This window comes from Stappia sp. ES.058, assembly GCF_900105595.1.
Taxonomy (GTDB): domain Bacteria; phylum Pseudomonadota; class Alphaproteobacteria; order Rhizobiales; family Stappiaceae; genus Stappia.
Genome location: NZ_LT629784.1, coordinates 1,703,087 through 1,720,444, shown reverse-complemented (window position 1 = coordinate 1,720,444; position 17,358 = coordinate 1,703,087). Strand labels below are relative to the sequence as shown.

At 61.1% G+C, this 17,358-nt stretch carries 15 protein-coding genes; 13 read left to right on the top strand and 2 right to left on the bottom strand.

What is annotated here, in order from left to right; genetic code table 11:
* The first annotated feature begins 90 nt into the window (after positions 1-90).
* From BLU32_RS08035 to hflX, 6 genes are all read left to right on the top strand, one after another.
* Positions 91-2,373, top strand: a complete 2,283-nt coding sequence (locus BLU32_RS08035) for a PAS domain-containing sensor histidine kinase (protein ID WP_208976995.1) — start codon at positions 91-93, stop codon at positions 2,371-2,373.
* Positions 2,363-3,730, top strand: coding sequence for a sigma-54 dependent transcriptional regulator (locus tag BLU32_RS08030; RefSeq protein ID WP_093805972.1), 1,368 nt, complete (start codon positions 2,363-2,365; stop codon positions 3,728-3,730). Before BLU32_RS08035 ends, BLU32_RS08030 begins: the two co-directional genes overlap by 11 nt.
* Before the next feature lie 220 nt (positions 3,731-3,950).
* On the top strand, positions 3,951-5,327 hold the full coding sequence (trkA, locus tag BLU32_RS08025) for a Trk system potassium transporter TrkA (protein WP_093805970.1): 1,377 nt from the start codon (positions 3,951-3,953) through the stop codon (positions 5,325-5,327).
* 84 nt (positions 5,328-5,411) lie between these two features.
* The gene (locus BLU32_RS08020) at positions 5,412-6,275 is read left to right on the top strand and encodes a D-amino-acid transaminase (protein WP_093805968.1); all 864 of its coding nucleotides are present in this window, start codon (positions 5,412-5,414) and stop codon (positions 6,273-6,275) included.
* 300 nt (positions 6,276-6,575) lie between these two features.
* Positions 6,576-6,833 (top strand): RNA chaperone Hfq, encoded by a 258-nt coding sequence (hfq, locus tag BLU32_RS08015; protein WP_093805966.1) that lies wholly within the window; start codon positions 6,576-6,578, stop codon positions 6,831-6,833.
* Complete coding sequence (gene hflX / locus BLU32_RS08010) at positions 6,834-8,225, top strand: GTPase HflX (protein WP_093805964.1); 1,392 nt, start codon at positions 6,834-6,836, stop codon at positions 8,223-8,225.
* Positions 8,226-8,295: 70 nt separating this feature from the next.
* On the opposite strand, the gene mazG is transcribed toward hflX, so the two are convergent.
* Positions 8,296-9,129 (bottom strand): nucleoside triphosphate pyrophosphohydrolase, encoded by an 834-nt coding sequence (mazG, locus tag BLU32_RS08005; protein ID WP_093805962.1) that lies wholly within the window; start codon positions 9,127-9,129, stop codon positions 8,296-8,298.
* A gap of 170 nt (positions 9,130-9,299) precedes the next feature.
* On the opposite strand from mazG, the gene arfB reads away from it, so the two are divergent.
* Positions 9,300-9,737: an alternative ribosome rescue aminoacyl-tRNA hydrolase ArfB gene (gene arfB / locus BLU32_RS08000; protein WP_093805960.1), complete on the top strand. Its 438-nt coding sequence runs from the start codon at positions 9,300-9,302 to the stop codon at positions 9,735-9,737.
* A gap of 41 nt (positions 9,738-9,778) precedes the next feature.
* Complete coding sequence (gene xylB, locus BLU32_RS07995) at positions 9,779-11,230, top strand: xylulokinase (RefSeq protein ID WP_093805958.1); 1,452 nt, start codon at positions 9,779-9,781, stop codon at positions 11,228-11,230.
* 84 nt (positions 11,231-11,314) lie between these two features.
* On the opposite strand, the gene BLU32_RS07990 is transcribed toward xylB, so the two are convergent.
* Complete coding sequence (locus tag BLU32_RS07990; protein ID WP_093805956.1) at positions 11,315-11,518, bottom strand: hypothetical protein; 204 nt, start codon at positions 11,516-11,518, stop codon at positions 11,315-11,317.
* A gap of 153 nt (positions 11,519-11,671) precedes the next feature.
* Here BLU32_RS07990 and BLU32_RS07985 point away from each other — a divergent pair, with 153 nt between their 5' ends.
* The 5 genes from BLU32_RS07985 to BLU32_RS07965 all read left to right on the top strand — a co-directional run bounded on the left by BLU32_RS07985 (position 11,672) and on the right by BLU32_RS07965 (position 17,351).
* Positions 11,672-12,565 (top strand): LysR substrate-binding domain-containing protein, encoded by an 894-nt coding sequence (locus BLU32_RS07985; protein WP_093805954.1) that lies wholly within the window; start codon positions 11,672-11,674, stop codon positions 12,563-12,565.
* A 983-nt stretch (positions 12,566-13,548) separates the two neighbouring features.
* Positions 13,549-13,782, top strand: a complete 234-nt coding sequence (locus BLU32_RS21710; RefSeq protein WP_157727571.1) for a twin-arginine translocation signal domain-containing protein — start codon at positions 13,549-13,551, stop codon at positions 13,780-13,782.
* Between the two features lie 8 nt (positions 13,783-13,790).
* Positions 13,791-15,239, top strand: coding sequence for an ABC transporter substrate-binding protein (locus BLU32_RS07975; protein ID WP_157727570.1), 1,449 nt, complete (start codon positions 13,791-13,793; stop codon positions 15,237-15,239).
* Between the two features lie 122 nt (positions 15,240-15,361).
* Positions 15,362-16,312, top strand: coding sequence for an ABC transporter permease (locus tag BLU32_RS07970; RefSeq protein WP_093805948.1), 951 nt, complete (start codon positions 15,362-15,364; stop codon positions 16,310-16,312).
* 19 nt (positions 16,313-16,331) lie between these two features.
* Positions 16,332-17,351 (top strand): ABC transporter permease, encoded by a 1,020-nt coding sequence (locus tag BLU32_RS07965; protein ID WP_197673720.1) that lies wholly within the window; start codon positions 16,332-16,334, stop codon positions 17,349-17,351.
* The last annotated feature ends 7 nt before the right edge of the window (positions 17,352-17,358 follow it).

Genomic DNA, 17,358 nt, shown 5'->3' with positions numbered 1-17,358 from the left:
CTGTCGTAATTTGGCAACAATGTGTGGTAAGGGTGCCGCATCTTTGCGCCGGTCCCGCATGGGCCGATTCCAGATGATGGTTGCCCAATCTTGACCGCCGAACGAACCAGCGCGACAGCCAGTCAGGCAGACCATGGCCGAACGGGGCTGCGTGTCCGCCGGCTTGGCTTTGTGCTTGTCGTCGTATCGCTGATCTCGATCACCTTCACCTTTTTCCTGTTGATGGGGGTGACGCCAATTCCCCCAGACGGCCCGGTGGCCCAGATCGCGATGGTGATCAACGGCATTCTGGTGGCCGCCCTTGTGTTGCTGATCGCACTGGAACTGCTGTCGCTCTGGCAGGCCCGCCGGCGGGGCCGGGCCGCGGCAAGGCTGCACGGCAGGATCGTCACGCTGTTCAGCTTCGTTGCCGCCGTTCCGGCGATTCTCGTCGCGATCCTGGCGACAATCACCCTGGATCGGGGGCTCGACCGGTGGTTCGAGGACCGCACGCGTCTGATCATCGACAATGCCCTGACCGTGGCACAGGCTTATCTTCAGGAACACGCGCGTGTCCTGCGTGGCGACCTGATCGCCATGGCGAACGACATTGATCGGGCAAAGGCCGTCTACGAGTTCGAGCCCACGCGCTTCGATTCCTTTTTCCAGACGCAAACATCCTTGCGGGCGCTGCTCGGCGCGTTTTTGATGAAGTCCGACGGGACGGTCATCACACGGATCATCGTCAACCCGGACATGGACGTGCTCCTTCCGCCCAATCAGGCCTTCAATCAGGCGGACGGGGGGGAGCCGGTGATCATCGCGCCGGGGGTTTCCAACCTCGTCGGCGGCGTCATGAAGCTCTCGGCCTATGACGACATGTATCTCTACGTGACGCGCGCGATGGACAAGCGCGTGGTTGATTACATGCGCCTGGCGGAGGAGGGGGCGAACCAGTACACGCGCATGGAGCAAAGCCGGTTCGGGGTCCAGGTGGCCTTCGCGCTCGTTTATACCGGCGTCACGCTGGTGCTGTTGCTGTCGTCGATCTGGATCGGCTTCGGGTTCGCAAACATGCTGGTTGCTCCGATCCGGCGGTTGATCGGGGCGGCGGACCAGGTGTCCAAGGGCAACCTCTATGTCCAGGTTGAAACCGACAAATCGGCCGGCGACCTCGCCAATCTGGGCGCGACCTTCAACAACATGACGGCTCAGCTGCGCGGGCAACGCGACGCACTTCTGGCCGCCAACGACCAGATCGACCGCCGCCGTCGGTTCACCGAGGCCGTGCTGTCGGGCGTGACGGCCGGCGTCATCGGCGTTGACGACAGCGGACGGATCACCCTGGTCAACCGGTCTGCATTGTCGCTCGTCGGGGTCAGCGAAAGCGTACTGCTTGACGAACCGCTGGCGCAAGCGGTGCCGGAGTTGGCGGGGATCGTCGGGGATGTGCTGGCGCGTGCGGACGACCGGATGAGTGAAACGCAGGTGTCGTTGCACCGCCATGGCCGGGAACGCACCGTCAACGTGCGCGTGACCAGTGAACAGTCCACCCGCAGCGAACACGGTTTCGTCGTCACGCTGGACGACATCACCGATCTCGTCACCGCGCAGCGCACGTCGGCCTGGGCCGACATCGCAAGGCGGATTGCCCATGAAATCAAGAACCCGCTGACGCCGATCCAGCTTTCGGCGGAGCGGATCCGCCGTCGTTACGGGAAGGTGATCGTCGAGGATCGGGGTGTTTTCGACCAATGCGTCGACACGATCATCCGTCAGGTGGGGGACATCGGCCGGATGGTCGACGAGTTTTCGTCCTTTGCGCGCATGCCCAAGCCGACGATGGAGGTCTCCGACCTTCGCACCACCTTGCGCGAGGCGGCATTCCTGCAAGGGGTGGCCAATCCCGATATATCGATCAGGACGGATCTGCCGGATGACCCCGTGAAGGCACGGTTCGACCAGCGACTTGTCGGCCAGGCGCTGACCAATGTGATCAAGAACGCGACGGAATCCGTCATGGCGCTTCCCAAGGAGCAGGTGGCGGACGGACGTATCGACATTCACCTGGCACAGAGCGACGGCAAAGTGGTGATCGACATCACCGACAATGGCATCGGATTGCCTGTAGAAAACCGGCAGCGGCTGCTCGAGCCCTATATGACGACGCGGGAAAAGGGCACAGGCCTTGGTCTGGCGATCGTGAAGAAGATCCTGGAAGAACATGGCGGAGGCATCGAGTTGCTCGATGCTCCCGAAGATCCCGCGGACCCGTCCGGCGGGCGTGGTGCCACGGTACGGCTCACGCTTGCGCTCGATGCCGTGCCGGCCATTGCTGCCGAGGCGGATCAGGCCCCAACAACATCGGAAACGGTTGCGACAGATGGCGTATGATATTCTGGTAGTCGACGATGAAGCCGATATTCGCGATCTCATCGCGGGCATTCTCGATGACGAGGGTTACAACACCCGCACCGCATCCGACAGCGACAAGGCGCTTGCCGCGATCCAGGAACGCCGTCCGTCACTGGTGGTGCTCGATATCTGGCTCCAGGGCAGCCGGCTCGACGGCCTCGACCTTTTGGATGTGATCAAGGAACAGGATCCCGACCTTCCCGTCGTCATCATCTCCGGCCACGGCAATATCGAAACGGCGGTTTCCGCGATCAAGCGCGGCGCCTACGACTATGTCGAAAAGCCGTTCAAGGCAGACAGGCTTGTCCTGATTGCCGAACGCGCACTCGAAGCCTCGTCGTTGCGCCGGGAGATCCGCCAGCTCAAGCAGCGCAGTTCCGATGCTCTGGACCTGCTTGGCAAGAGCAGCGCCATGGGCCAGTTGCGCAGCACCATTGAACGCGTCGCACCAACCAACAGCCGTGTTCTGATCACGGGTCCGTCGGGTTCCGGCAAGGAACTGACCGCCCGAACGATTCACGCCGCTTCGCAGCGCGAGAAAAGCCCTTTCGTGGTGATCAATGCCGCAACCATCACCCCGGAACGCATGGAGGAAGAACTCTTCGGCATCGAGGGTGAGGACGGACGAATCCGCAAGATCGGTGCGATGGAAGAGGCGCATGGCGGGACGCTCTACATCGACGAGGTGGCGGATATGCCCCATGGCACCCAGGGAAAGATCCTGAGGGTGCTCGTCGACCAGACCTTTTCCCGGGTCGGCGGAGCAGGCAAGGTGAGCGTCGACATCCGCATTCTGTCGTCGAGCGCCCGCCATCTGGAGCAGGAGATTTCCGACGGTCGCCTGCGGGAGGATCTCTTCCACCGGCTGGGCGTCGTTCCGCTGCATGTGCCGGCGCTTGCCGACCGCCGGGAGGATATTCCGGAACTCGTGCAGTTTTTCATGGAACAGATTTCGCTCAGTTCCGGCCTGCCGATCCGCCGCATCGGCGAGGACGCGATGGCCGTGCTCCAGGCACATGACTGGCCGGGCAACGTGCGCCAGTTGCGCAACAATGTCGAACGGCTGATGATCCTGACACGGGCCGACCCGGACGCGGTGATCACGGCGGACCTGCTGCCGGGCGAGATCGGTGCGGATGCACCGAACCTGCCGACAAACGGTGGCGGAGAGCATTTGATGGCCCTTCCGTTGCGCGACGCGCGCGAGCTTTTCGAACGCGATTACCTGCAGGCGCAGATCAAGCGCTTCGGTGGCAATGTGTCGCGTACCGCGGAATTCGTGGGAATGGAACGCTCCGCTTTGCATCGAAAGCTCAAGTCGCTAGGACTGTCATAATCACCCGTATCGGACGATCGGCGCGGGTGCCGGCGTGTCCGGGACGACCGTCAGATTCAGAAATGCGACGAGCAGGTTTATGTTTCCGGTGTGGTTTTCGAATTGGGAATAGGTGTTGGCGAGCGTCGCCCGCACAGGCCGTGTTTCGACGCCACCACATCAGGCGCGAACGGACTGCCACGGCGCCCGCGCCACGGCACGCGATGAAGGAACCCAGGCCATGAGAGTGGTGATTTGTGGCGCCGGCCAGGTCGGTTACGGTATCGCCGAAAAGCTTGCAGCGGAGCAGAACGACGTGTCCGTTATCGATTCGTCGCCGCGACTGATCAACGTGATCCGCGACACGCTCGACGTGCGCGGTTTTGTCGGACATGGCGCGCATCCCGACGTGCTGGCACAGGCCGGAGCCGATCAGGCGGACATGCTGATCGCCGTCACCTTGTATGACGAGGTCAACATGGTGGCGTGCCAGGTGGCGCATTCCCTGTTCAAGGTCCCTACCAAGGTGGCTCGTGTGCGCGCGCAAAGCTACCTCAGGCCGCAGTGGAGCGACCTGTTCTCGCGTGACAACATGCCGATCGACGTGATCATTTCTCCGGAAATCGAGGTCGGCGAGATGGTGCTCCGGCGCCTCGCACTGCCAGGCGCGGTGGAAACTGTGCGCTTTGCAGACGACCAGGTGGTCGTGGTTGGCGTCGTCTGCCAGGAAGACTGCCCGGTGGTCAACACGCCGCTGCGCCAGCTGACCGAGCTGTTCCCCGATCTCGGCTCCGTGGTCACCGGGGTTTTTCGCGGCAATCACCTGTTCGTTCCAAAGAGCTCGGACACGCTTCTCGTCGACGATCTGGTCTATGTGATCGCGCGTCGCGACCGGGTACGGCGCACACTCGCGATTTTCGGGCACGAGGAACCGGAAGCAACGCGCGTGGTGATCGCCGGCGGCGGCAACATCGGCCACTATGTTGCGCATACGCTCGAACAACGCCAGTCGAAGGCCAAGGTCAAGATCGTCGAACACTCGCGCGAGCGCGCCCTCAGCATCGCGGATACGCTGAAGCGCACCGTGATCCTGCACGGCAGCGCGCTCGACCAGAACCTGTTGCTGGAAGCCGATATCCAGGACGCCGACACGCTGATTGCCCTCACGAACGAGGATGAGGTCAACATTCTTTCATGCGTCATGGCCAAGAAGCTCGGCTGCAAGCGCAACCTGTCGCTCCTGAACAATCCGAGCTACCCGACCTTTGCGCATGCGCTCGGGATCGACGCTTTCGTCAATCCGCGCCAGGTCACGATCTCGAAGATCCTCCAGCATGTGCGCCGGGGACGGATCCGCGGGGTTCACGCGCTGCAAAACGGTGCGGCCGAGGTGATCGAGGCTGAAGCGCTGGAAACATCTCCGCTTGTCGGCAAGCCGCTGCGCGACACCGAACTCCCGGATGGAATTCGGGTCGGTGCAATCTTTCGCGACGGTGCGGTCATCACGCCGGACGGCAGCACGATCATCCGCGCCCATGACCGCGTCGTTCTTTTCGCGATTGCGGAACGCGTGCGACAGGTCGAACAGATGTTCCGCGTCAGTCTGGAATTTTTCTGATACGCCTCAATATGGACGGAGAGCCCGAGACCGGTGCAACCGGTCACAGGTTGTCACTCCCCGGATACAAGGACCGGATCAGCGATGTCACGAATTGCCTATGTCAATGGACGCTATGTCCGCCACGCCGAAGCTGCGGTGCATATCGAGGACCGCGGCTATCAGTTTGCGGACGGCGTCTATGAGGTTTGCGAGGTTTGGCGCGGACAGATCGTCGACGAACGCCGTCATGGCGACCGACTTGAAAGGTCCCTTCGGGAACTCTCGATCCGTATGCCGATGACGCGGGCCGCGCTGTCTCAAGTCATGCGCGAGGTGCTTCGTCGCAACCGCGTGCGCAGCGGTTTCGTTTATCTCCAGGTCACTCGCGGCGTCGCGCGCCGGGATCACTTTTTTCCGTCCCCCGATACGCCGCCGGCTTTGGTGGTCACCGCGCGCAACGTTGCGCCCGAGACGGGCGACAGGGGCGCGGAAACGGGCGTTGGCGTGATCACCGTGCCGGAGAACCGCTGGGACCGCGTCGATATCAAGACAGTCGGGCTGCTGCCGAATGTTCTGGCCAAACAAAAGGCCAAAGAGGCGGGGGCCAAGGAGGCCTGGTTCGTCGATGCAGACGGGTTCGTCACCGAAGGCGGATCAACCAATGCATGGATCGTCACCAAGGACAACACGCTTGTGACCCGTCCGGCGGAGCATGGAATTCTCAAAGGCATCACGCGACAGGTTGTTCTTGATATGATTGCACGAAACGGTTTGTCCTTTGACGAAAGGCCGTTTACCGTGAAAGAAGCAAAGGAGGCAAAGGAGGCCTTCATCACCGCAGCTTCCACACTCGTGATGCCAGTGGTTCGAATTGACGATACGGCAATTGGAAACGGGTACCCGGGGGAATTGTCCCGGGAGCTTCGTCAGCAGTTTCACGACGTTAGCGAGATGGATCCGGTCTAGATCGGGTGGCGTGCCGGCGAGATTCGCTGTCATGTCGGGCTGGGACCATCAGCACGTCGTGACGGGTGCGGCGACCGTGGGGTCTGTCAGTTTTTTGCGCTGCGATGCAGACAAAAACCGGCAGAAAATCAAATCCGGATAGGATAGACTCTCGGTCAGAGTCCGGGAACCGTATTACAGGTTCGCGGACCCGCTCAATGGCGGATCGACCCATGTCGTCGGGGCAGGCGACCGGTGTTTCCGCCGAACCACAAGCGAAGCGCAGTAGAACGACCAGGCGAATGCAGGAAATAATAAAACATGGCTGACCGCGCACAGAATCTTCAAGATACTTTTCTGAACTATGTCCGGAAGCAAAAGACGCCGCTTACGATCTTCTTGATCAATGGCGTGAAGTTACAGGGTGTTGTAACATGGTTTGACAATTTTTGCGTATTGCTGCGGCGAGATGGACACTCCCAGCTTGTTTACAAGCACGCGATCTCGACGGTGATGCCAAATACTCCGGTTCAGCTATTCGATCCGGGCGACGAGGCGGATGAAAAGGCGGCGAGCTGATTGAAGACCCAGGAACGGCCAAAAACGGATCGCAAGACTGAAATTGCGTCGGATCACGCTTTCGACGACCCGCGCGGCACCTCGGGTGCGCGGGCGGCCGTCGTGGTGCCGGTTCTCACTCATCGTGGCGAGAGCGGCGTGGCAAAGCGCCGGTCGCCGGAGGCGCGGCTGGAAGAGGCCATAGGTCTTGCGGCGGCCATTGAGCTCGAAATTGTCTCGTCCGGAATCGTCAATATTGCGACGCCGAAGCCGGGCATGCTTTTTGGCAGCGGCAAGGTCGAGGAACTTGCAACGATCGTGGAGGTCGAGGAGATCGAGCTCCTCATTGTCGACCACCCGTTGACGCCGATCCAGCAGCGCAACCTGGAAAAGGCGCTGAAGTGCAAGGTGCTCGACCGCACCGGTCTGATTCTAGAGATTTTCGGCGCACGGGCGAGCACCGCCGAAGGCACGCTTCAGGTCGAATTGGCGCATCTGAAGTGGCAGAAAAGTCGACTTGTTCGGTCCTGGACCCACCTTGAACGCCAGCGCGGCGGGCTTGGGTTCATCGGCGGGCCGGGCGAAACCCAGATCGAGGCGGATCGACGGCTGATCCAGGAGCGGATCACGCGACTGGAGCGCGAACTGGCGCAGGTCAGCCGGACCCGCGAGTTGCACCGCGCCAAGCGCAAGAAGGTGCCGCAGCCCGTCGTTGCGCTTGTCGGCTATACGAACGCGGGCAAATCAACGCTCTTCAACCGGTTGACGCGCTCGGATGTCTTCGCCAAGGATCTGTTGTTCGCAACGCTGGACCCGACCTTGCGCCGGGTCGCGCTTCCGCACGGCCGCGAAATCATTCTCTCCGATACAGTCGGTTTTATCTCGGACCTGCCGACCCATCTGATCGCGGCCTTCCGAGCGACGCTGGAGGAAGTCACCGAAGCGGATTTGGTATTGCATGTGCGCGACATCTCGCATGAGGACACCCAGGCCCAGGCTGCGGACGTGACGACCACGCTGGAATTACTCGGGTTGGGAGAAGACCGGGAGGTCAATATCCTCGAGGTCTGGAACAAGATCGATCTCCTGCCGGCTGAACGGCGGGACGGACTTCTCGACGCCAACGGGGCGGGGCAGGAGGCGGTCAGCGTCTCGGCGCACACGGGCGCGGGAATGGATGACCTGCTTGCGCGCATCGAGATGGAACTCTCGTCCGGCAGCGTCGTCTTCGACGTGAACCTTCCCGCAGACGACGGCGAGGCAGTTGCCTGGCTGCACCGCAATACCGATGTTTTGGAGAGACAGGACGCGGAAATGCTGTGTCACTTCCGCATCCGTGTCGCGGAGCGGCGCAAGGGCGAAGTGATGGAGCGGTTTCGCGGGCGGCTCGAACCGGTGGGGGAAACGGACTAAGCGCACCCTCCCGGCGCCAAATTCGCACAGATGGCGTTTGCCGCCTGCGTTGGCTTCGCGTCGGCCATGGTCAATCGGGCAAGCGTTTGGCCGCCTGCCAAGCCGCTTCCATTTCTTCCAATGTCAGGCTTTCCAGGGGGCGACCCTGTTGCGCCGCTTCGTGTTCGATCGCGGAAAAACGGCTGCGGAACTTCCGGTTTGTGCGTTTGAGCGCAGCCTCCGGATCGATGTCGAGATGCCGGGCAAGATTGGAAACGGCAAAGATCAGGTCGCCGAGCTCGTCCTCGATCCGGTCTCCTTGGATGCCCGGTTCCGCAGCGGCCATTTCCTCGGCAAGTTCATCGATTTCCTCGCGAATCTTGTTCAGGACCGGGCCAGGAGCTCCCCAGTCGAAACCGACGCGCGATGCTCGCTTTTGAAGCTTTTCCGCCTCCGTCAACGCCGGAAAGAGGGACGGGATCGTATCCAGGTACCCGGGCATTTCGTCATCAAGGCCGAGCCTTGCACGCTCGCTCGCTCGCGCCGTCTTTTCCTGGTCCTTGATGCGCTCCCACGCCCCCTTGGCCGTGCCGGCGGAACGCGCGATCTCGTCCCCGAACACGTGCGGATGACGGCGGATCATCTTTGCGGTGATTTCTTCCACAACGTCACCGAACGTGAAGCTGCCGTCTTCGGTCGCGATTTGCGCGTGATACACGACCTGAAGCAGGAGATCGCCCAATTCCTCCCGCAGGTCGACCGGGTCGCCGCGATGGATGGCATCGGCCACTTCATACGCTTCCTCGATGGTATAGGGCGCAATCGTCTCGAAGGTCTGTTCCAGATCCCAGGGGCAGCCGGTGTCCGGGGTCCGCAGGGCGGCCATGATCTCGATCAGACGCTTGATGTCGCGGGAAGGGGTCACGAAAATACCTGTGGCTCGTCGTGGAGGTTCCTTCGATCTAGCACCCGCGCGCTTCAGAAAAAAGTCTCTGCCGTCCGCCTTTTCCACTGTGTCGCAGATGACGGCGGCGGCGTGCCAGTTTCTTGACGGGAGTTATGGCATGTCGGGTCCGGTCATGCGAAACAGGTCACATGAGTGAAGGACGACAAGACGGGCTCGATGTCGGGCGCGGTTACATCATTCCCGCAAGCGAGCTTTCCGAGAGCTTCATCCGGGCGTCCGGCCCGGGAGGACAGAATGTCAACAAGGTCGCAAGCGCGGTTCAGTTGCGTTTTCAATTCTCGGAAAACACCAGCCTGCCGGACGACGTGAAACGACGGCTTGCGAGGCTGGCGGGCAGCAGGCTGACGCTCTCCGGCGAAATCCTGATTCAGTCTGACCGGTTCAGAAGCCAGGAGCGCAATCGTGAGGATGCGATGCAGCGCCTTGCGGCGCTTGTGCGCAAGGCGTTCGAGCGTCCCAAACCGCGCAAGGCGACACGTCCGACCAAAGGGTCGAAGGAGCGGCGGCTGAAGGCAAAAAAGCAACGCGGCGCGACCAAGAAGCTGCGGTCGACCGCCATCGACTGACGGGGCCGCGAAGGGTGGCCGTAACCGGGAAGGGCACGGGCATGCATCTCGGGATCGACATCGGGACATCCGGCGTCAAGACGGTGCTCACCGGCGAGGCTGGGGACGTTGTCGTCTCCGCCAGTGAGCGCCTTGTGCTTTCGCGCCCTCGCCCCGGCTGGTCGGAGCAGGACCCGCGCGACTGGTGGCATGCGGTCTGTGCGACACTTGACACGCTGTGCGGGTCTCATCCGGTTAAAATGGAGGAGGTGACGGGCATTGGCCTGTCCGGACAAATGCATGGCGCGACCCTGCTTGATGCGGCCAATGACGTCTTGCGACCCGCGATCCTTTGGAACGACGGGCGCTCGCAAGAGGAATGCGCCGAGCTTGAAGGTCGGGCCGACTTTCGCGGCATTGGCGGCAATCTTGTCATGCCGGGTTTCACCGCGCCCAAGCTGGAGTGGGTGCGCAAGCATGAACCGGAGGTGTTTGAACGGATCGCACGGGTTCTTCTGCCCAAGGATTACATCCGGCTGTTGCTGACGGGCGAAGCCGTCTCCGACATGTCGGATGCGTCCGGGACGCTGTGGCTCGATGTCGGGAAGCGGGCCTGGTCACATGACCTCCTGGACGCCTGCGGCCTGTCGTCGGCGCAGATGCCTTCCCTTGTCGAGGGAACGGAGGTGTCGGGCACGGTTAGGCGCGAGCTTTGTCATCGCTGGGGGCTGTCGGGATCCCCCGTCGTTGCGGGAGGGGCAGGCGACAATGCGGCAAGCGCCTGCGCGCTCGGCGTGATTTCTCAAGGAGACGCCTTTTTGTCGCTCGGCACGTCCGGTGTGCTCTTCGCCGCCACCGATGGATATCGTCCTCATGCGCCAGGGGCGGTGCATGCCTTTGCGCATGCGCTGCCGGGCATGTGGCATCAGATGGGGGTCATGCTGGCGGCGAGTGACAGTCTCGAATGGCTGGCCGGACTCACAGGCAGCGATGCCGCCACGCTGGTTGCGGAAGCCGACCACCTGCGGCACGAACGGCCGGGGCCGTCTCCGGTTGTTTTCCTTCCCTATTTGTCGGGAGAGAGAACGCCGCACAATGACCCGGCTGCGCGCGGTGCCTTTATCGGGCTTGAGCGCGGTGTCGGCAGGGCGGATCTTGCGCTTGCCGTTCTGGAGGGCATTGCCTTTGGACTGCGTGATTGCAAGGATGCGCTGGAGCAGGCCGGGACGCGGATCAGTCGTCTCACGGCTATCGGTGGCGGTGCCCGCTCCGACCTTTGGCTGTCGATCCTGACGGATGTTCTGGCGTGTGAGATTGACCGCCCGGCGCATGGTGATTTCGGTGCGGCAGTTGGGGCGGCGAGGCTTGCTCGGGCGGCGGTTACCAAGGCGTCCTTTCCGAGGCCGCCGATCACTGCTGCATTTCGACCAAAGGACAAGGGTATTTCGGCCTATGCGGCCGCGCAAGAACGCTATCGCGCACTTTATCCGATGCTTGCGGCTTTGCCGGATTGAGCGTGCACACGACAAATCAAAAAACCGCCGGGCGGCGTCGCCCGGCGGTCTTTCTATAGCAGTTGGGCCCTTTGAGAGGGCTGGCTAGCGGCCGTTGACCCCGAGGCGGGCGGCCTGCGAGGCGCCCGGCTCACCGAAACGGAACGAGCCGAAGCGGGCGCGGTTGGCGTCATCGCCGGCAAAGCCGAGATCGGACAGCGTACGCGGATCCTTGTCTGCGACATGAAGGGGGTGGACGCGGGAAGCAACGCCAAAAGCATTGCCGAGGACTTTGGTCAGATAGGACATTGCGCTCTCCTGAGTGCTCGTTTTTTCGGGCCACGCACCAGCCCTCGGCCGGTTGCGATACACGGGATATGTGCGTATTCGACCTATCAATCAAACAAAAAGATCTTATGTGTTAGGTCAATCTGATTGATGTGAGCCATATGGAGGCCAGTTGTGGATATCGTGCCGGGAAAAGGCACGCCGCTGATCGAGACCGACCTTTATCGAACGTTTCTGCTAATCTCGGAAACAGGAAGCTTTTCAAGGGCTTCCGAAGTTGTTGGTCGAACCCCTTCAGCTGTGTCAATGCAAATAAAGAAACTGGAAACCATCCTTGGCGTTTCCCTGTTTGCGCGCGAGGGCCGCGCCGTTCGCCTGACCGCGGAGGGCGAGGCGCTGATTGGATACGCAAGGCGGATCCTGATGCTCAATGCCGAGGCGGTTGCGCTGTTTCGCTCGCCGGAGATCGAAGGCGAGGTTCGTTTCGGGGCGCCATCGGATTTCGGAACCCGGTTTCTGCCCAACATCCTGACGCGATTTGCAAGGTCACATCCTGGCGTGAATGTGGATGTGCATCTCGATGGCAGTCCGCATTTGCTCCAGAAGCTCAAGGAGCGCCAACTCGACCTGATCCTCTACACGGCCCGCACCGACAGCGATCTCGCGCGTGGCGGCGAGATCGTCCATACCGAGCCGCTCGCCTGGGCCGGGCTCGAGGGCGGCGTTGCCTACAGTCGTGACCCGTTGCCGCTCGCGTTTTCCATCTCGGGATGCCCCTGGCGCAAGGCGGCGCGGATCGCTCTCGACAAATCAGAGCATCCCTACCGCATTGCCTATCAGAGCTTTCACAGTGCCGGGCAGGAAGCCGCCCTGCTGGCCGACCTGGCTGTGGCGCCTTTTCCCGCCAGCGTGATCGCGCCCCCGCTGCAGCGTCTGGATGAACGCCACGGTCTGCCGGAGATCGGCGATTATCATTTGATCCTCAAGGAAGGCGACAAGGCCGGGAAAGCAACGGATGCCTTTGCCGAACATGTCGTGGAATGCTTTCGCGATCTGACATCCGTTTAAATTGAAGATTTATGTCAGTTGGTTGCAGAGATTCCTTTATAAAAAAGTCGGGCCGGACGGCTTGAGCGCAAACGATAGATATTTCATATATAATAATTATAACAATATTTTAATTGGATTTTTTCATATATTGAATTAGGGTGATTTTTGTTGTCTCTGACGTGGCAGGCAATCAACTTCTCAACGCCGAGCCAGGTCGACGCGGCCAGTTCGTTGGGCCGGCGCGGCCGTCACCCCGACTGCACGTGGCTGACCGACCTGTTGTTCGGGCTCTTCAGGCCTGCGCGGGCTTTCAACCGCCTGGGTTTCAAAGCAAACATAATCTGTCCCGACTTTTTCCTGTGCATTTGGCCGGGACGGTTGCGCCTGCAATACTCCGCGAAACTGCTGTCGATCATCGTTTTGACTGGCTCGGATGGTGTACCGTGCCGTTCGCCGGCGAGCGCAGGGCGCGACCGGCTTGGCGTTGAAAGTCGTCGATCTCGCAGCGTTCAAGGCGGATTTGCGCGTGTTCTTGAAGCAACCCGGGCGCGTCTGGTTATTTTTGCAGATCCGTGACGGCGGGTTGACGTTTTCCGAAGTTCGCGAAAGCCGGAAGTATTCGAGGCCAATTTTCCCACTATGAAATTTTGAAACTGTGTGATCCGTCACCCGATTTTCACACCTGAAGAGGAGTGGGCGGGTCGGTGCAATACAAACATGATACGCAAAAATATTCGTGATGGGTGAATGCGTATGTATCGCTGTGGTGTTTCCGGGCGGGTGAGTTCGTTTCGCTGAAAAACTGTGTTGGGCTTTGGATCTGCAACCGCTATCATTGTCTTCTCATGAGGATATTGAGGGGCAGTCGCTGAAACAGCCTCCATCCTGGTTTTCGCGGTTTGTCCCGGTTTGCCCGGCGATCATGCGAGACCGGCAGAAAGAGCGGGCGTCCGGTTCGGACAATGCCCGTGTGACTGAAAATTTGAGGGAAGACAGTGCCAATGTCGAACAAAGACACTTCGAAAAAGCTTCATCCGAAAGTCGCAGAAGCACGCCGCGAGATGGAAAGCGGAAAGCTCAACCGCCGCGAATTCGTCCGCTTTGCAGCCCTTCTTGGCGTCGGGGCCGGATCGGCCTATGCCATGGCGGGCCTGCCGAACCCCGCGGTTGCGCAGGACGCAGCAAACCTTCCGTTCCCCCCGATGACGCGAACGCGAAGTCGGGCGGAATCCTGAAGGTCGCGATGCAGGTTCAAAAGATCGACGATCCGGCGACGTTCTCCTGGACACAGGCCTCCAATCAGGCGCGTCACATGCTTGAGTATCTGGCGATGACCGGCCCGGACAACGTCACACGCCCGATGCTGGCGGAAGGCTGGGAAGCCTCTGACGACCTCAAGACCTGGACCTTTTACCTGCGCAAGGGCGTGAAGTGGCACAATGGCGATGACTTCACCACCGAGGACGTGAAATTCAATTTCGAGCGCTGGACAAACCCGGAGATCGGGTCTTCGAATATCGGACTGTCCTCGATATCCGCCATGGTCGAGGAAGTGGACGGCAAAAAGCAGCTGGTCGACGGATCCATCGAGGTGGTCGACGATCACACGATCCGCTTCAACCTGACGAAGCCGGTGCTGTCCTTCCCGGAGGACATGTACAATTACCCCACAGCGATCGTGCATCGCGGCTTCACACCGCCGCTGGACAACGCGCTGAACGGCACGGGCGCGTTCACCATCACCGAGAATGTCGTGAGTGATCGCTGCATCCTGAAGCGTGTGACCGAGGCAGGTGGGCAGCCCTTCGAGTATTGGGGCGGCAAGGTCTTCCTTGACGAGATCCACTACTACAATTTCGATGCCGATAACCAGCTGACCGCCTTTGCCGGTCAAAGCGTGGATGCCATCTACGACTTCGGCGTCGAGCAGATGGAACTGGCCAAGGCCATCGAGGGCAACATCATCGCCGCGCGCACCGCACAGACGCTGTGTTGCCGGATGCGGGTCGATGCCAAGCCCTTCGACGACGCGCGCGTTCGCAAGGCCATCCTCATGGCGGTCGACAACGCCACGATCAAACCGCTGGTCTATCCGGAAGGCGGCGATGTCGGCGAGAACTATCATGTCGCGCCGGTGCATCCCGATTACCAGGCGCTGCCGCCCATCAGTCGTGACGTTGAAGGTGCCAGGGCTCTTCTCGCCGAAGCGGGCTATCCCGATGGCATCACGGTCACCATTGATGTCGGCAACACCGATGGCCCCTGGCACCAGACGGTCGCGGAGGCCATGCGTGACCAGCTTCAGGACGCGGGCATCACGTTGAACATCAATGTTATTCCGGCTTCAAAATACTGGGAGATCTGGACCCAGACGCCGTTTGGAGCCACCGCCTGGACGCACCGTCCGCTCGGCACGATGGTAATGTCGCTCGGCTACCGGTCGGGCGTGCCGTGGAACGAGTCCGGTTTTGCCTCGCCGGAGTTCGACACGGCGCTCGACGCCGCGGAAGCGACGCTCGACGTTGAAGAGCGCAAGGGTCTGCTCGCCAAGGCCTCGGCGATTCTGCAGGACGCCGCCGTGATGGTGCTGCCGATCTGGCGTCCGATCTACTGCATGGCGTCCACGTCGGTGCACGACTATCCGGCACACCCGACCCAGTATCATCAGTTCAACAAGGTCTGGATGAGCTGAAACAGGTCCGCCGCGCGATTCCCGTGAGCGGGATTCGCGCGGTTTCTGTTCAGGCCCCTGAGGTCGGGGGGCGGCGTCGCGCAAGGTCATTCGGGGCGTGATTGCGGATATGGTGGGCACTTATGCTGATACTCGTTCTGAGACGCCTCGTTCAGATGATTCTGATCATGGCGGTCTCGTCACTGCTGCTCTTTGCGATCTTTGACTCTCCTGAGTTCAAGAAGCGGCTCGCTGTGCAGGAACTGGGCGGGTTCGCGGTATCCGCGCTCACCGAGGACAGTTATCAGACCTGGCTTGCCGATCGCGGGCTGGATGTCCCCTTCTACCAGCGCTACGCCAACTGGGTCGGCAACATCCTGACAGGCGATCTGGGCTTTTCCTTTGAGAAGAACCGCGCGGTCGGGCCGCTGTTGCTGGACCGGCTTGCGAACACGGGCATTCTGGCGTTTTTCGTTTTCGCGCTGATGATCCCGCTGTCGCTCGTTCTGGGGGTACTTGCCGGCATGAAGGAGGGATCCGTCCAGGATCGCACGATTTCCTTCATATCGGTCTTCACCACCAGTATTCCGGAAATCGCCAGTGCCATTCTGCTGACCATCGTTTTCGGGCTCGGGCTTGGCTGGCTGCCGGTCAAGTCGGCCATGATCGGCGGTTTCGACTTTCGTGAACTGGTGCTGCCGGTCCTGACGCTGGTGATCTACGACTTCGGCTATGTGGCGCGCATGACGCGGGCCTCGATGGCGGAGGTGATGACCTCCCAGTACATTCGCACCGCGGTGCTGAAGGGCCTTCCCTACCGGCGCGTGGTGATGCGCCATGCGTTGCGCAACGCGCTCATCGCGCCGTTCACGCTGATCGTGTTGCAGCTCAACTGGCTGCTCTCCGGCGTCGTGGTGGTGGAAGTCTTTTTCGAATATGACGGGTTCGGCAAGCTGCTTCTGGAGGCCGCACTCTTCCCCGACGTCGAAGTCGTGCAGGCCTGTACGCTGGTGGCGGTCGCCGTTGCCGTCGCGTCGCAGATCATTTCCGACATCGGCTACACATTCCTCAATCCGCGCATTCGCTTCGCATGAGGCCGGGAGACAAAACGTCATGGCTGTGACCGAAATCGAGGCCGGCCCGTCCGTGCTCGACCGCCTATCGCGGCCCAAATCGCTCGTCGTTCTGGCCCTTTTGATGTGGGTGCCACTCACGGTCTATGTGATGTTCGGCGGAGCGATGGACGGCTATGCCGACACGGTCCTGCTGCCTGCGGTCCCGGCAACCCTGTTGCTCTACGTGCTCGGCGTCCGGGCCTTTCGCGAAAGCTGGGTGGCGGTGATCGGCCTGAGCCTCGTCTTCTTCTGGCTGCTTGCGGCAGTGTCCGCGCCCTATCTGCCGTTGCTCGACCCGAACAAGCCGATCGCGCCGTTCGTTACGCCCTTTTCCGAAAAGCGCGACGTGTTCTTTTGGCTCGGCACGGATTTCAAGGGGCGGGACATGCTGTCTCGCGTCATCTGGGGTTGCCAGCGGGTGATCGTGTGGGGCGTCAGCGCGACGATGGTGGCCTATGTCGTCGGGGCCTTGTTCGGTCTGATATCGGGGTATCTTTCGGGCTGGTGGGACGAGGTGATCTCCTTCTTCGCCAATGTGCTTTTGTCCTTTCCGGTGATGGTTCTGTTCATCGTGATCCTGAACTATCTCGGCCCATCCGGGTTCAACATCGTGGTCGCGGTCACCTTCGCCTCGGCGCCGGCGATCATGCGCATCGTTCGCGGCCTCGCGCTCGACATCAAGACGCGGGATTATGTCTTCGCGGCGCAGACGCGCGGCGAGCATCCGCTCTACATCATGATCTTCGAGCTCCTGCCCAACGTGCGCGGGCCGATCATCGTCGATGCGTGTCTTCGCCTTGGCTACACGACCGTCGCGATCACCACGCTGACGTTCCTGGGGCTCGGGCTTCAGCCGCCCGATCCCGACTGGGGGCTGATGATCCGCGAAAGCGCCAAGACGGCGATGCTTTGGAAGTTCTCCTACATGCTGCTCGTGCCGGCACTTGCCGTGTCGAGCCTCATTCTCGGCTTCAACCTGATGGCCGACGGCCTTCGGGAAATGAGCCTGCGCGACTGAGAAGGAC

Coding starts and splice junctions, on each gene's coding strand:
- BLU32_RS08030 (WP_093805972.1), top strand. CDS start 2,363: ATGGCGTATGATATTCTGGTAGTCGACGATGAAGCCGATATTCGCGAT.
- trkA (WP_093805970.1), top strand. CDS start 3,951: ATGAGAGTGGTGATTTGTGGCGCCGGCCAGGTCGGTTACGGTATCGCC.
- BLU32_RS08020 (WP_093805968.1), top strand. CDS start 5,412: ATGTCACGAATTGCCTATGTCAATGGACGCTATGTCCGCCACGCCGAA.
- hfq (WP_093805966.1), top strand. CDS start 6,576: ATGGCTGACCGCGCACAGAATCTTCAAGATACTTTTCTGAACTATGTC.
- arfB (WP_093805960.1), top strand. CDS start 9,300: ATGAGTGAAGGACGACAAGACGGGCTCGATGTCGGGCGCGGTTACATC.
- xylB (WP_093805958.1), top strand. CDS start 9,779: ATGCATCTCGGGATCGACATCGGGACATCCGGCGTCAAGACGGTGCTC.
- BLU32_RS07990 (WP_093805956.1), bottom strand. CDS start 11,518: ATGTCCTATCTGACCAAAGTCCTCGGCAATGCTTTTGGCGTTGCTTCC.
- BLU32_RS21710 (WP_157727571.1), top strand. CDS start 13,549: ATGTCGAACAAAGACACTTCGAAAAAGCTTCATCCGAAAGTCGCAGAA.
- BLU32_RS07975 (WP_157727570.1), top strand. CDS start 13,791: ATGCAGGTTCAAAAGATCGACGATCCGGCGACGTTCTCCTGGACACAG.
- BLU32_RS07970 (WP_093805948.1), top strand. CDS start 15,362: ATGCTGATACTCGTTCTGAGACGCCTCGTTCAGATGATTCTGATCATG.
- BLU32_RS07965 (WP_197673720.1), top strand. CDS start 16,332: ATGGCTGTGACCGAAATCGAGGCCGGCCCGTCCGTGCTCGACCGCCTA.